Genomic DNA, 13,563 nt, shown 5'->3' with positions numbered 1-13,563 from the left:
CCGGGGTCCAGGCGGTCAACGGCGGGCGTCCCCAGGAGCAAGCAGGCTAGTCAGCTCGGAGATCGCCTCCGGGGAGGGCTTGAAGTAGCGACGGACATTCTCAGGCTTCTTGTGCCGGGACTTCGCCATCAGCATCAGCAGCGAGGCGCCCTGCTCTCCGAGGTAGGTCAGAGCAGAGTGTCGGTACTCGTGCAGATCCCAGCCCGTCCCCGGGCCGCGCAGGGCGGTGTGCTCGTCGAGCAGCGCGCGAGCCTGCCCGTACGACAGGCGGGCCAGGCCCGTGTCCGGGCACACGTCGCGGGGGCTGACGACCTTGCCCGGACCTGGGCGGCGGTGAGTGACGAACACCGGCCCACGGGATCGGCCCTTGAGGAGCCGGGGCAGGAGCCGGGCGGTGCCGGCGTCCCAGTACACGGGCTCCAGTACGTAGTCCTCGCGCGCCTGGCCCCGGCGGCGGGCCTTGGTCCGGGCGCCCTTCGCCTTAACCGAGCAGCGGCGCCCGGCGAAGTCCAGCTCCTCGATGTTGAGGCCGAGGATCTCCTCCGCCCGTCCGGCGGTCTCGTAGAGCATCCGCCACAGCGTCTTCTCCCGGAGATGGACGTCGCGGCGGGCGATCAGCCGGTCGACAGCCATCTTCGAGCGGGCCGGGGTATCGGAGTCCGGCACCGCCAAGCGCTTCGCCCAGGCCGGGACCGTCGGCCCCTCATAGCCGCGCTCTCGGCACCAGCCGAGCCAGGACAGCACCCCCGCCCGGCGGGAGTTCCACGTGTTCACCGCCGCGGTGCCCCAGAGCAGTTCCAGGGCCTCACCGATCTCGTCGTCCGCGACCGACGCCAGAGGCCGGGCCTCGCCGAGCCGTTCGGCGGTCTTGCCCACCCCGATCCCGTAGTTCCGGACCGTGTTCGGGTTCCCGAGCGAGTCGAGAAACACGTCCGCCGCTGCGCGGACGGTCAACGCCTTCCCGACGGGCAGCTGTACGACGGCGGGCACCGTTTTCCCCTTTGCCGCAGATAACAGGGCCGCTTCACGTAGCGGCCGGAGAGCGTCACCACAGGTGACGGATCAAGTTACCGCAGATATTGGGGTGTTATCTGGGGGAAGACTTCAAAGCTGCCCCGCTACCGACGCACCGTCAGCCGCCCACCAGGGCCGATCGAGGCTTAGCGCCAGTTTTCGTTCCGATGTTCCTCAACCCCCGGGCTTCAGCGTCGCCGCCGGTGGGGGATGCCACCACTCGGTGACGTCTCCGAAGGTAGACCCACAATCCATCGGTATCCCAATAAGCAATCCAATTTCAACTATCGGAATCCCGATGACTGTGGCCGCTATCCTTGCCGTCATGAAGAACCAGACGCGCGCCGCGGACCAGGAGACCCCCACGCCCGCCACCGCTGGAAAGCAGCTTCCGCCGCACGCGGACCTCAATCTGCTGCGCACCTTCCTGGCCGTCCACCGCACCGGCTCCTTCACCGCCGCCGCCCCCCGGCTCGGCCTCTCCCAGCCCACGGTGACCGCGCAGATCCGCACCCTGGAGCAGCAGATGGGCCGCGCGCTGTTCACCCGCCTCCCACGCGGCGTCGACCCCACCCCCTACGCCCACGAGCTCGCCGGACAGATCGCCGCCCCGCTCGACGCGCTCGCCGGCCTGGAGGACACCGCGGCCGCGGCCGGACCGGTGCACCTGGCCGGGCCCTCGGAGCTGCTGTGTGTCCGGGTCCTGCCCGCCCTGGCCCCGCTCATCAGTGAAGGTGTCCAGCTGCGAGTGGCCCAGGGACTGCCCGAACCGCTCATCGAGGAGATGCGCGGCGGCCGCCACGACCTCGTCATCGCCACCCGGCACCCACGCGGCCGCACTTGGAAGTCCGTTCCCCTCGCCGATGAGGAATACGTCCTGGTCGCCGCCCCTACCTGGGCCGCACCCACGGGCGGCCACTCGCAAGCCGACGACCTGTGCGCCGCCCTGCGCGAGGTCCCGATGGTCACCTACGCCGAGGACCTGCCCATCATCCGCCGCTACTGGCGAACGATCTTCGGCAAGCAGCACACCGCTCGCGCCGCCGTCACCGTCCCCAACCTCTATGCCGTCCTCTCCGCGGTCAACGCCGGCGCCGGCTACAGCGTCCTGCCCCGCTCCCTGTGCCAGAACGACCTCGACACCGGCCGGCTGATCCTTCTGTACGACCCGGAAGAGGCGCCCCTGAACACCCTCTTCCTGCTCCAGCGCCCCGGAGCCGAGACGAATCCTGACGTGCTGCGCGTCCGCGAACGACTGCGGGAGGCCGCCCGCACCTGGTAGCCACCGACACGCCCCGCCGACATATAGGCCACGGCGACAAGTTCTGACGGTGTGCCGGCCGTGTGTTGGACAGATCGGTGGAACGACGAAGCTCCTGGTAGACGGGTTCTCGACCAAGATCGCCTGTAGCCACCAGGAGCTTCGTGTGCTTACTCACCCGTCGTCGACCGACCTGTCCAGTCGCACCCTGTGGTGCCTGACAGGACGACTTGCTGCCCGGCGAGGGGAGACCGGGACCCGATGGCGTCGGCTGACCGCCAACCGTCAGGCTCTCTCTGCCCTGGCCCATCTGCGATGCGGTGACGCCACCGCCCAGGGGAGAACTTCACGTTGCAGTGGCTGCGCCCCTGGGCGGTGACGCATGGCGATCACCACGGACGGCGCGTGCTGCCTTCACCGAAGTGGCCGCAGCCTGCGCCCCGCCCTGGCACGGACACCTTGGCCGTCTCCGAACCGACGCGGGCCGGAAGCCGTCCATCGCCGGGCCGGGGGCTGTGGCCGGCCGACGATCCTGGCACGCCAGAGTGTCCGGCTCGGCCGCTGCGAACCAGGCCCCGCCTCTCCCCGCCCGCGGCCTACTCCCAGCCGTGCTCCGTGAGCGCGCCGGTGCCCTCCAGGTAGCCGCGGAGCCCCTTCTCCGGGTATTCGATGATGTCCTCGGGGAGCTCGTGCACGCTGAACCACTCGAGGCCGAGGCACTTCTCCGGTTCCCTGTTGACGGGGTCCCCGCTCCACCGGGTCGCTTCGAAGAAGAAGCCGATGCGGTCGATCTCGGCGTTCTGCCGGTGGTGGACCACGTGCACCATCCGCAGGTGGGCGGGGTCGACCGTCAGACCGGTCTCCTCCAGCAGTTCACGGGCGGCCCCGGTTCGCAGGGCCTCGCCCCGGTCGAGCTTGCCCGAGGGCATGTGCCAGCGGCCGTAGCCGTACGGGCCGCCGCGCTGGGAGAAGAGCAGCTTGTCGCCTTCACGCACGATGACGTGGGTGTCGATGACGGGTTCTGCGAGTGGTTCCGGTGTCATGGTCCCTGGGATGGTGTCGACTGCGGTGAAGCAGCCGACGTTATCGGCGAATCGGGGGCCGCGTCGGCGATTGAGGCAGCAACCTCCCTCGGGGTGGCTTCACCGGTGTTGACGACGAGCACCTTCACTCCTGCGGCCGTCAGGGTCCGGGCCGCGGCCCCGTACAGGAGGACCTCGCGCCCGGGAGCGGTCGGATCCCGGTGGAACCGGTTACGGGGGCCGCGCGAGGCTATCCGTTCGGCGATGAGGGCCGGATCCGCCGTCAGAACGACCGCCAGATCCGGCATCAGGACGTTGGCGCTCAGGCCCAGCAGGAACTTCAGTGGCACCCCGTCGAGCTGCTGCATGACGAGCGTCGAGGCCACGTACCGGTCGGTGATCACGGTCTCGCCGGCACCCAGCCGCGGCTTGATCTCGTGCTCGACGTGCTCGTAGCGGTCGGCCGCGACCAGGCAGGCCAGGGCGTGCCCGCGGATCCGTCCGAAGTGCGCGGAGACGAAGCGGCCGAGGTCGCTGGTGGTGGGTTCCGCGGTCCTGTGCGCGGGCACGCCCCGGGCCGTCAGCTCTTCGTGCAGAGCCTGGACGGTGGTGGACTTCCCGACCCCGCTGGGACCGTCGAGCGTGATGAACCGCCCGCGTCCCGGCGTCACGCCGCCGCTCCCTGACCGGCCCGCCCGCGTTCGTACTGCTCGCGGGTGAGCGTGGCGAGGGTAGAGCGGACCGTGGCCAGGGGGACGTCGCTGAACTGGATGCCGACCGAGAAGTTGAACTCGTCGCGCTGACGCATGGACTCCTCGGCACCGTCGCCGGTGAGGTCGACGTCCGCGTAGGCGAGCAGCTTCTCCGGATCGTGGCCGGCACCGGTCAGGGTCGTCCAGACGGGTGTGCCGGGGTAGGGGCGGAACTCGAACACGCTGGCCCGTACGTCCCCGGGGTTCCTGTCCGCTATGGCCCAGAGAGTGCGGATGTGGTGGACGGTCGCCGCGATGTCGTCGTGGGACTCACCCGGGAAGCCGAGGATGAAGTACCCCTTCACGCCGATGCCGTGCTCGACCAGGCGGCGGGTGACGCGTTCGGTCATCGCCGCGTCGATCCGCTTGTCCATGGCTCGGAGGACGCGGTCGCTGCCCGACTCGATCCCGAGGGCGACCTCGCGGAGACCGTTCCGCACGAGACGGTCGAGAGCGCGGTCGTCGAGCCGGTCCAGGACGTTGATGCGGCCGGTGGCGTCCCACACGTAGCGCTCGCCGATCCGGTGCCGGGTGAAGGCCTCCATCTGTTCGTCGATCACCCGCCCCACGCCGAGGAACAGGTCGTCGACGAAGCGGAAGGCGGTCACTCCGTACGCGTCGTGCAGCTGGTCCAGCTCGCCGATGATGTTCTCGGGGGTCCGGACGCGGATGGTGACGTCGGGGTTGGCGGTGACGGCGGCCCCGCAGAAGGTGCAGTTGTAGGGGCAGCCGCGGCTCCCGACGATGTTCGCCTCCAGGTGGCCGGCCCTTGCCGCCGTCTTCAGCCGGCCGGTGGAGCGGTCGGCGGCGAGGCGGCGGTCCGTTTCCGTCGGCGCGGCCCGGTACGGATCCTGGGGCAGGAAGGCGCGGTTCACGTACGGCAAGGCGTTGATGTCCGGGCCGAGCATCTGCGGGTTCGGCCTGCCCGACGGGACGCCGGCCGCACGGGTGCCGAGCAGCCGGTCCCGCCAGAGGACCCCGGGCAGCTCACGGCGCCGCTGCTCGTCCTCCAGTAGCGCGGCGACCCGCAGCTCGCCTTCGCCGAGGACGAGGGCCCGCAGGTTGGCCATACGCGGATCGTCCAGGACTCTGTCGGGCATGGCCTTGGCGTGGTGGCCTCCGACCATCAGGGCGATGCCGGGGTCGAGGCGTTCCGCGATGCGCGCGGACATCTCGTAGGTGGGGGCGAGGAGATTCATGGCCGCCCAGCGAGGCCGGGCCGCGTTGACGTGCTCAGCGGTCTCGACGATGCCCAGGCCGTGGGCTTCGGCGTCGAGCACCCCTACGTTGAAGCCGGCCTGCTGGGCGTACGTGGCGATGTAGGCCATGCCCAGCACCGGCAGCGTGTAGTCGTTGGTCCGCGGGCGGCGGCTGTAGTCGCGCAGGGGCGCGTTCACGAACAGCGCGTCGAGGGGGTGCGCAGGGTCGGCACCAGAGAGAAGGGATAACTGCTGCATCGGTCCTCCGGTTCAGCGGGCATGGGAGCCCCAGGTGAGCGTGGAGAGGGTCAGGGTGTGCAGAGCGGTGCGGTCGGGTCCGGCCCAGCCGGTCCAGAGCGGGCCGAACGCCTTGTCCTTCTTGTCAGGCCAGGGGTAGGCGGGCGCGATCTGCGCGGCCCAGGTACGTACGGCGAGGTCGTCGTGCGGGTAGACACCGAAGTCGCCGGTGAAGTCGGTGGCGGCCGCCGCGGCGGTCCAGGGGCCGATGCGGGGAATCACGGTGAGCGCGGCTGCGAGCTCCGGCGCTTCCAGGCCGATCCAGTGCGCGGCGTGCGTTTCGTAGTGCTCGGCGGCCGCCTGCAGGGCGCTGCGGTGGAACTTGGCTCCGATCTCGTCGAACTGCTCGTCCGCGAGGGCGAGGACCTGCCCGGGCGTGGGGGCAGTGGCGAGCTCACCGGAAGGACCCTCGACGGTCGTCCCGTACGCCTGGCACCACTGCCGGTACAGCTTGCGGGCCTGCCCTGCCCGTACGACCTGGCGCAGGACCGCCGTGGTGATCGCGTCCCAGAGCCACGGGTTGGCGAGGCGCTGCGAGACTCCGAGGCCTTCGAGTCCGGTCCTGAGCGTGGCGGGGACGCCGGTCGGCAGGCAGGCGGGGTTGGTGGTGACGAGCTCCGGCTTCACGTCCTCGGTGCCGTCCACACATGTCGTGTTCAGGCCGTTTCGGCCCCATGACAGGACCCAGAGGCCGGAGGCCGTACGTACGGCCCGCGCGTGGTTACCCGGTCCGGTCTCGATCCAGGCGGGGTGATCGGTCGTCAGGACGGTCATGGTGGTGCTCCTCGTGCGGTGCGGCTGCTGCGCCGTAGCCTCTCGCGGCACGCGGGGTCTGCGTGCGCGACTGCGAAAAGACCCCCGGCTCACCCCGTGAGTGCCATCTTGGCGGTATCAGGGGCACCGAGATCGATCATGGTTCGGGTGTGGGTGACGACGGCCACGGAGTGATGACGGGCGTAGGCGGCGAGAGCCAGGGACAACTTCGGCTCTGTGGCCGCGCGCCGTGCGACCGCTGTCAGGTGGTGCAGCAGCCCGGGTGTCAGCCGGGCACGGCCTTGCAGCAGGCGGAGGCGGTCGGCTCCATGCTCGGCGGCCAGGTCTGCGGCGCGGGCGGCGTCAGGCTTCTCGACCAGCTCCGCCATGGTGAGTTCCGGCTCTGTGCCGGCGCAGACGATGACCCCGTGGCTGCCGGCGGCCCGCAGATCGAACGGCCCGGCGAGAACTGCCGGGGTGCCCGGGGAGGCGGTGGCCATGAGCTCGGAGAGGGCCGTATGGGTCGGGTCGACGTTGTCAGCGAACGCCAGGCAGATGTCGCCGGTGTTCAGGTGTTCGGAGCCGTTGAGCGCGGAGGTGATGTCGGCGTAGCGGCCGTGCTGGGCGACGAAGTCCACCCGCATGCGTTCGGTCGGCGGGCACTGGCCGGCCGGCTGGTGAGTCAGTGCCCGGTATCTGGCCAGAGCTCCGGGAGCGAGAACCTGACGGACCCAGTCGATGAGCGGGGCGTAGTACGGATGGTGCACGACCACGGCACGGTCGGCACCCGACTCCGCGGCCTCCTCCAGAACGTGGAACAGGCCGGGGCGCCCCTGGACAGGGCGTAGTTCCTTGGGCAGGAGCGTGGACCAGCCTGCGACACGGGTGCCAAGTCCTCCTGCCGCGATGACGACCGCGGACGGGCGCTCTTTCATCGGTGTTCCCCCTCGACCAGGTCGGTGGGCGATACCGTCCGGGCATGCATACACGCGTGACCGGCATCGTCATCGAGGACAACGAGATTCTGCTCCTGGACCAGGACACGGACAGCACGCGGTCGTGGAGCCTCCCGGGAGGCAAGCTCGAGGACGGCGAGACTCTGGCCGAAGCCCTGGTCCGCGAAATGCGGGAGGAGACCGGCGTCGAGGTCGAGGTCGGGCGCCTGCTGTACCTGTGTGACAACGTCAAGGCTCATGTCGTTCACGTCACCTTCGAGGCCCGGCGGATCGGCGGGCAGATCGGGGCCGTCACGGAGGGCGCGGATACACGCCCGATCCGGCAGGTCGCGTTCGTCAAGCTTGACGACCTGCCCGGCCTGGGATTCAGCGAGACGTTCGTGAAGCTGTGTCAGGAGGGCTTTCCCGGGGCCGGCTCGTACATGGGTCCCAAGTCCGCCATCGGCCTATGAGCTCCCCTGGGCCGCGATCAGCGCGGTGACCAGACGGCGGTCCAGCTCGCCCGGCGAGCAGGCTGGATCGCCGAGGCCGTCGACCCAGCCGTTGATCCGGTGCGCCAGCTCCCACGCACCGAGCCCGGTTGCCTGAGTGGTGTCGGGGTCGCGCACGAGACGGACACCGACACCGCGCGAGGAGCCCAGCAGATACCTCGAACGCTCCGCCTCGATCGCCTCCCTGGTTCCCGGGGTGTTCCACGCCGCGCCGAACAGGAAGCGCTGCTCGGGGCGGGCCGCATGCTGCGTGGGGCCGTCGCCGCACCAGATCTGCAGGTTCCCCACCAGGTGGTGGACCTGACCGGCGCCACGGCCGGTTTCGGCGACGGAGGAGGCGTCCCCCGTCGCGTAGCCGCAGTTGTACGCCGGCAGAGCTCCGGACGTGGCTTCCAGCGCTTCGGCTCGTGTCGGTAGGCGTGCTCCGGACCAGGCGGCCACAGCGGCTGCTCCTGCCCAGGTGACCCAGTACGCCGGGTGGGTCTCGAAGCCGGGGCTGACCGTCCAACGTCGCCGCCTCTGATCGAAGTGCAGCCGCCCGCCGCGTTCGTGCGCCATCGGACACAGCAGGAGGTTGACGCCGCACTGAGTGTTCGGGAGCCCGGCCGCGTGCAGCATCGTGAGCAGGTCAGCCATTTCCCGGTTGGTGACCAGCGTGTTCCGCCAGGACATCCCGGGCGTCGGGCAGTACACAGGGAGCGGCACCTGCCGGGTGGTTGCTGCCGGCCGCGCGGTTCCGCGAGGGCGTACGACCGGTTCACGCAGCTCATACAGTTCGTCCCCGGTCAGCCATCCGGCAGCAGTCGTGGTGATCTGCGGATCGAGCGTCCGCGCGGCGCGGCTCAAGGTGGCGTGGACGTGTTCGCTCACGCGTTCCGCGCTGCGGCGGTCCAGGTCGGCGACGAGTTCGTTCTTGTGTCCGGTGGTGGCGAACGTGGCGTCCGCAGCGGTGGAGCCGGCAGGCCGCAGTGGTGCTGGGGCCGGCTGCTCGATGTGCAGCAGGCCGGCGACGCGGCTGAGAGTCCCCGCGGGGTCTTCGACGTGCTGCTCGTACGGAACGACCGTGTGCTCCCGGTCGACCAGCGCACGGGCGAGCAGGAGGGCGTTCACGGCGATCAGGCGCCCCAACGCGACCAGCTCCTCGGGGTCGTCCTGCGGCAGCAGCGACTCGAACTCGCGGCGCCACCGCGCGGAGTGAGCCGTGGCTGCGACCTGCCCGTACCGCTCGCCGTAGCCCCAGCGTTTCCACAGACGACCGCGGGCGAAGCTGGAGGCGATCCCGACCGGAGCACGCGTGAGGACCAGCACCGGAGAGTAGGGCAGGAGCGTGAGCGTGGTGTCGGTGGAGAAGAGGAGGTTGGTCTCCTTGACCAGGTGGCGCGGGTGCCCGTAGAGATCGCTCAGCGCACAGACCAGATGGTGCAGCTCCAGCTCCCCGAGCCATGCACCGCCCGTCAGCTCGAGCGGGACGCGGTTGTGCGGGGACGCCGGGTGCTTCCTGCTGAGCTGCTGGCGGAACGGTTCGTTGTGCTGAGGCATCCCCGCGCGCAGTGAGTCGGACAACCAGTTCGACCCCACGCGCTCGAAGACCCCCAGGGCAAGCACGGGCGCTGTCGTGAGAACCGGGCCCTCACCTTCGTACGGTCCGTGGAGGGCGGCCACTCTCGCGGCCATGTCCTTGAGATCAGCTGTGAGCATGGGCATCTCCGGGAGATTCGCTGGTGGAGAGAGCTACATGGGCTTGACGGACGCTGCGGTGATGAGGGCGGCGATGGCGGTGAGGAACACCGCGATCTGGCACGCGCGTCGGGACATGGGCGCCCTTCGGAACAGGTGAACGGGTGCGTGTGACGTAGGAAAGGAGGGGCGGGCGAGTGATGGGGCGCACGGGTTGTCTGTGTGCCTTCTGTCTGTCCCTCTGCTCTGCCTCTTGGTCCCGTGTCTCGGCGAGGCGCTCGGGGCGCGTACTCATGCTGCGTCCGTGGGCGTGAGCCGGCAGGGAACCGGTGGGCAGGCCGGTCTGAGCGTGTGCGATCACCGCTGGTCCTCCGGCACGCTCAGGCGGCACCAGGTGCAGGTGCCGTCCTCGGTGACGCCCCACGATTCCGCGACGGCGTCGACCAGGGCCAGCCCGCGGCCGTTCTCCTCGTCGGAGCCGGCGATGCCGAGGACAGGCCGGTCGGGAGACCCGTCCGCCACCTCGATGACGAGGTGCGAAGCGGTGCGATACAGGCGTACGCCGACGACGGGCCCCTGCCCGTACCGCATGGCGTTGGTGACCAGTTCGCTCAGACACAGCTCGGCAGGCTCGCCCAGGTCGTCCAGCTTCCATCGGCGGAGCTGTTCCCGGCCGATACGCCGGACGCGCCCCGGCCACAGCCGGTCCTCTGCGGACATCTCACCGTCGACGCCGGGGCCCGGTCGGGAGGAGCGGGAAATGCACAGCTCCATGGCTCGGTCCGTGGTGCCGAGCCGCAGAACGGGAGATGTGCTGCTGAGGCGCTGCTCCGCTCTGGCCGCACGGCCGTTCGCGGTCGCGGTCATACCCAGTCCTTCCGCAGATCGTGGGGCGGCGTCGCAGGTGCTTCGTCGTCCGGTCATACGGTTCGTCCCGCACGGGGGCGACGGGACGAACCGGGTCATCGGGCCGCCCGGAAGAGGTCCACCGAACGGCCGGTAATCACTCAACTCCCCGACGTCCCGGTGGGTAAGGGAGCAGAGTGGAGGCACGGTTGAACTGGTTGAACGCACCAGGGGGTCATCGATGGCACGTCGCCCGCGAACACCGAACGCGGCTCTTGCGGCCCTGATGAAGTCAGGGGGAATCAAAAATGCGCAGCTCGCACGCAGGGTGAACGCCGTAGGCCGCGAACTCGGTGTCCGTCTGCACTACGACAAGAGCAGCGTGTCGCACTGGCTCGCCGGATCCGTGCCGAGGCCCGAAGCGCGCCACGTCATCGCCGAAGCGCTCTCGAGGCTGCTCGGGCGGCCCGTAACGTCCGCGGAGACCGGCTGGCCGAGCGAGGAGAAGCCGGCGGCGAAGCACGACATGGTGGCAGGAGTGATCGACCTGAGCCGGACGGACATGGACCCCACACGCCGGGGAGCGCTGAAGACCGGGATGTACGCCGCGGTACTGGCCGTGCCGCGGTACGAGGACCTGACGGGGCGACTGGAGGCGGCGTCGGCGGGGCGGACGGTGCGCGTGGGCCGTTCCGACGTGGAGACCGTCCGCACCATGACCGACAAGGTCGCCGACATCCTGGACCAGGTCGGAGCCGGGCACGCCCGCCCGATGGCCGCTGCCTTCCTCGTCAACACGGCCGGGCCCTACCTCCAGGCCGGCGGGACGGGCAAGGTCACCCGCGACATGCGGGCCGCCGTCGCGGACTTCGTGTACCTCACGGGCTGGATGGCCATGTACGAGGACCAGCAAGGCCTGGGCCAGAAGTACTACCTGCGCGCCCTCGACCTCGCCGGCGCCGCCGAGGACCACCTCACCTACTGCCGCACCCTGCGCGGAATGAGCCTGCAGGCAACGCACCTGGGCCATGGCAAGAAGGGGCTGGAGCTGGCCGACGCCGCCGCCGAGGCCGCCCCGTCCGCGGGCCCGCGCCTCGTGGCATTCCTGCGCGGCCAGCAGGCCGCCGCCGCGGCGATGACCGGCGCCCGTAAGGCCGCCATGGGCTGGCTCAAGGAGGCGGAGAGCGCACTGGCGCGCGCCGACGACCGGCGCGACGCGGTGGGCGGGTACGACCAGGCCGCCTACTTCTTCCACGAGGCTCACGTGCGCTGGCACCTGGGCGACCAGGACGGTTCGATCGCCTCCCTGCGCCGCTCGAATACGGCCCGCTCCCCGCTGGAGCGGCAGGGGCGCCTGCATTGCACGGGGGTGATCGCCGAGCGACAGTTCCGCATGCGCCACATCGAAGCCGCCTGCCAGACCTGGGGGACGTTCCTCGACGAACACGTGACCATCGCGTCCGCCCGCGGGGACGAGCACCTGAAGACCATGCTGAAGGCCCTTCCCGCCTACCGTCGTGTCCCGGGAGTCCAGGAACTGGAGGAACGCGGCCGCCAGGTCGCCGCGCTCAAGGCGGCGTAGGGGGCTGCTGCCCTACAGCGCCAGGGCGCTGGACACCGATGACGCTCCCAGGGGCGCTCCAGCAGCGTGGCGGAGTGGGCCCCCGACGGGCCGGCAGCCGCGCGGCTGCCGGCCGCGGACCTCACCTGTTGAAGCAGGAGCTCTGCTCCTGAGGCCTTGACCCGGCGTCCGGCGTCCGGCAAGGGGGCCCTCTTACGAGAACCGTTCCGGCACTTGCGGGAAGCAACGAGGAAGGAGATTTACCTTTTGGGGTCTATGACCGTTTCGGTGAAACTGCTCCAAACCAGAAGCTAGGCTGGACAACACTGCAGGTCACGAAGAGTGCTCTCCGCGCCCGCGGGGATGGTCCCCCGCTGGTAACTGCCCTGATAGCCGAGCGGCAGTGCTCCCCGCGCCCGCGGGGATGGTCCCCGCCCGGGTCTTCTACGACCAGCCGAGCGGAAGTGCTCCCCGCGCCCGCGGGGATGGTCCCAACCCCGTTGCCGAGGGCGTGCAGCATCTGGTGTGCTCCCCGCGCCCGCGGGGATGGTCCCTGTTCTGGCCGGCGGGGACCCCACCCCCGACGGTGCTCCCCGCGCCCGCGGGGATGGTCCCGCACGGTCGCATCGAGGTCCCGCCACCCGGTGGTGCTCCCCGCGCCCGCGGGGATGGTCCCACGGCGTGCTGGAACAGGTCGTAGATGAGCTCGTGCTCCCCGCGCCCGCGGGGATGGTCCCGAAGTTGAGCGTCGTCACCGGTCATCCCCCTTGTGCTCCCCGCGCCCGCGGGGATGGTCCCAACCCCGTTGCCGAGGGCGTGCAGCATCTGGTGTGCTCCCCGCGCCCGCGGGGATGGTCCCGCACGGTCGCATCGAGGTCCCGCCACCCGGTGGTGCTCCCCGCGCCCGCGGGGATGGTCCCCGCCGCGTAACCGCACCGCAGAACGAGGATGGGTGCTCCCCGCGCCCGCGGGGATGGTCCCGGTTACGCCGGGTACGGCTTGCCGTTGTACCAGACCTCGTTGGCACTGTCGTTGTGATGATCCATATTGAAGTCGAGGGGATAGTTCTTGACGTGGTTCTCGGGATAGGTCTGGATTCCGGCGGACTCGTCGCAGACATAGTCCCAGTGACAGATCGTCTTGACCGGCACGTTTCCGAAGAACTTGTCAGCGCCCGCGAGCGGGGCGCCGACGAGCCCGCCGAACGGCACCGCGCCGCCGTTGGCTCCGGGCGGGCCCTGGCGCTTGGGGTCCGAGACGAGGACGGCGTTGACGTTGCCGAAGGTCTGCCAGTTCTCGGTGACCCAGGTGTGCACAACGGCGGCGCCCAGGGAGTATCCGCCCATCTTGACGTGCTGGTCCGGACAGGCGTTGCGCTGTTCACGCACCAGACGGTTCAGCTCGTTGACGCCCGCCCGGGCACTTGCCCCGTTGGGGATCTGTGTCGGGTAGCCGACGTGCTGCTGGATATTGCCGGTGAATCCGTCGTTGTCCCACGAACTGCCGGTACCGCCCACCACGATCGTGTACGTGCCCCCGCACGGAGCGGCCGCCAGCGCTGGTGAACCCACCGACACGGTGAGACCGGTTGTGAACAGAAGCCCGGTCAGCGCAGTGGTGGCCCTCTTGAACTGCATACGATTCCCCTCACTCAGGACTGCCCCGGCACGCCCGCTCCCGCGCCGTACCCGAGGCGGCGCCGCCATGACACTTGCTGGCGGCACGCGGAGAGTT

The 13,563-nt window shown here is 70.1% G+C and carries 12 protein-coding genes, 1 pseudogene and 1 CRISPR repeat array; of the genes and pseudogenes, 4 read left to right on the top strand and 9 right to left on the bottom strand.

Annotation, left to right across the window (positions count from 1 at the left end; all coding sequences use genetic code 11):
• Positions 1-15: 15 nt before the first annotated feature.
• Positions 16-990 carry a site-specific integrase gene (locus OG623_RS34825; protein ID WP_331726080.1) on the bottom strand — a complete coding sequence of 325 codons (975 nt, stop codon included), beginning with the start codon at positions 988-990 and terminating at the stop codon, positions 16-18.
• A 349-nt stretch (positions 991-1,339) separates the two neighbouring features.
• On the opposite strand from OG623_RS34825, the gene OG623_RS34820 reads away from it, so the two are divergent.
• On the top strand, positions 1,340-2,296 hold the full coding sequence (locus tag OG623_RS34820; protein WP_406152203.1) for a LysR family transcriptional regulator: 957 nt from the start codon (positions 1,340-1,342) through the stop codon (positions 2,294-2,296).
• A gap of 145 nt (positions 2,297-2,441) precedes the next feature.
• Positions 2,442-2,612 (top strand): annotated as a pseudogene (locus OG623_RS34815) (IS5/IS1182 family transposase); the annotation flags it as partial.
• A gap of 259 nt (positions 2,613-2,871) precedes the next feature.
• Here the strand turns inward: OG623_RS34815 and OG623_RS34810 are convergent.
• From OG623_RS34810 to OG623_RS34790, 5 genes are all read right to left on the bottom strand, one after another.
• Positions 2,872-3,318 (bottom strand): NUDIX domain-containing protein, encoded by a 447-nt coding sequence (locus OG623_RS34810; RefSeq protein WP_331726076.1) that lies wholly within the window; start codon positions 3,316-3,318, stop codon positions 2,872-2,874.
• Positions 3,315-3,968, bottom strand: a complete 654-nt coding sequence (gene tmk / locus OG623_RS34805; RefSeq protein ID WP_331726074.1) for a dTMP kinase — start codon at positions 3,966-3,968, stop codon at positions 3,315-3,317. The genes OG623_RS34810 and tmk overlap by 4 nt, the downstream gene beginning before the upstream one ends.
• The gene (locus OG623_RS34800) at positions 3,965-5,506 is read right to left on the bottom strand and encodes a B12-binding domain-containing radical SAM protein (RefSeq protein WP_331726072.1); all 1,542 of its coding nucleotides are present in this window, start codon (positions 5,504-5,506) and stop codon (positions 3,965-3,967) included. Before OG623_RS34800 ends, tmk begins: the two co-directional genes overlap by 4 nt.
• Positions 5,507-5,518: 12 nt before the next feature.
• Positions 5,519-6,319 carry a hypothetical protein gene (locus OG623_RS34795; RefSeq protein WP_331726071.1) on the bottom strand — a complete coding sequence of 267 codons (801 nt, stop codon included), beginning with the start codon at positions 6,317-6,319 and terminating at the stop codon, positions 5,519-5,521.
• Positions 6,320-6,408: 89 nt separating this feature from the next.
• Positions 6,409-7,233 carry a sugar phosphate nucleotidyltransferase gene (locus OG623_RS34790; protein ID WP_331726068.1) on the bottom strand — a complete coding sequence of 275 codons (825 nt, stop codon included), beginning with the start codon at positions 7,231-7,233 and terminating at the stop codon, positions 6,409-6,411.
• Between the two features lie 44 nt (positions 7,234-7,277).
• Between OG623_RS34790 and OG623_RS34785 the strand changes: the two genes are divergently transcribed.
• Positions 7,278-7,706, top strand: coding sequence for an NUDIX hydrolase (locus OG623_RS34785; RefSeq protein WP_331726066.1), 429 nt, complete (start codon positions 7,278-7,280; stop codon positions 7,704-7,706).
• Here OG623_RS34785 and OG623_RS34780 read toward each other — a convergent pair.
• Positions 7,701-9,443, bottom strand: coding sequence for an SUMF1/EgtB/PvdO family nonheme iron enzyme (locus OG623_RS34780; RefSeq protein ID WP_331726064.1), 1,743 nt, complete (start codon positions 9,441-9,443; stop codon positions 7,701-7,703). The genes OG623_RS34785 and OG623_RS34780 overlap by 6 nt on opposite strands.
• Before the next feature lie 336 nt (positions 9,444-9,779).
• Positions 9,780-10,289 (bottom strand): ATP-binding protein, encoded by a 510-nt coding sequence (locus OG623_RS34775; RefSeq protein WP_331726062.1) that lies wholly within the window; start codon positions 10,287-10,289, stop codon positions 9,780-9,782.
• Positions 10,290-10,509: 220 nt separating this feature from the next.
• Between OG623_RS34775 and OG623_RS34770 the strand changes: the two genes are divergently transcribed.
• Positions 10,510-11,850, top strand: coding sequence for a hypothetical protein (locus OG623_RS34770; RefSeq protein ID WP_331726060.1), 1,341 nt, complete (start codon positions 10,510-10,512; stop codon positions 11,848-11,850).
• Between the two features lie 321 nt (positions 11,851-12,171).
• Positions 12,172-12,810: direct repeats of the CRISPR family, unit length 29 nt; unit sequence GTGCTCCCCGCGCCCGCGGGGATGGTCCC.
• A gap of 2 nt (positions 12,811-12,812) precedes the next feature.
• Here OG623_RS34770 and OG623_RS34765 read toward each other — a convergent pair.
• A complete protein-coding gene (locus tag OG623_RS34765; RefSeq protein ID WP_331726058.1) occupies positions 12,813-13,466 on the bottom strand; it encodes a cutinase family protein in 654 nt (217 codons plus the stop codon).
• Positions 13,467-13,563 lie beyond the last annotated feature (97 nt).

Source organism: Streptomyces sp. NBC_01012 (assembly GCF_045162755.1).
GTDB lineage: Bacteria > Actinomycetota > Actinomycetes > Streptomycetales > Streptomycetaceae > Streptomyces.
This window is presented reverse-complemented; position numbering and strand designations above follow the sequence as displayed.

Bases quoted from the DNA above. Each gene is read 5' to 3' on its own strand.
- OG623_RS34820 (WP_406152203.1), top strand. From the start codon at position 1,340: ATGAAGAACCAGACGCGCGCCGCGGACCAGGAGACCCCCACGCCCGCC.
- OG623_RS34810 (WP_331726076.1), bottom strand. From the start codon at position 3,318: ATGACACCGGAACCACTCGCAGAACCCGTCATCGACACCCACGTCATC.
- OG623_RS34800 (WP_331726072.1), bottom strand. From the start codon at position 5,506: ATGCAGCAGTTATCCCTTCTCTCTGGTGCCGACCCTGCGCACCCCCTC.
- OG623_RS34795 (WP_331726071.1), bottom strand. From the start codon at position 6,319: ATGACCGTCCTGACGACCGATCACCCCGCCTGGATCGAGACCGGACCG.
- OG623_RS34790 (WP_331726068.1), bottom strand. From the start codon at position 7,233: ATGAAAGAGCGCCCGTCCGCGGTCGTCATCGCGGCAGGAGGACTTGGC.
- OG623_RS34785 (WP_331726066.1), top strand. From the start codon at position 7,278: ATGCATACACGCGTGACCGGCATCGTCATCGAGGACAACGAGATTCTG.
- OG623_RS34780 (WP_331726064.1), bottom strand. From the start codon at position 9,443: ATGCTCACAGCTGATCTCAAGGACATGGCCGCGAGAGTGGCCGCCCTC.
- OG623_RS34775 (WP_331726062.1), bottom strand. From the start codon at position 10,289: ATGACCGCGACCGCGAACGGCCGTGCGGCCAGAGCGGAGCAGCGCCTC.
- OG623_RS34770 (WP_331726060.1), top strand. From the start codon at position 10,510: ATGGCACGTCGCCCGCGAACACCGAACGCGGCTCTTGCGGCCCTGATG.
- OG623_RS34765 (WP_331726058.1), bottom strand. From the start codon at position 13,466: ATGCAGTTCAAGAGGGCCACCACTGCGCTGACCGGGCTTCTGTTCACA.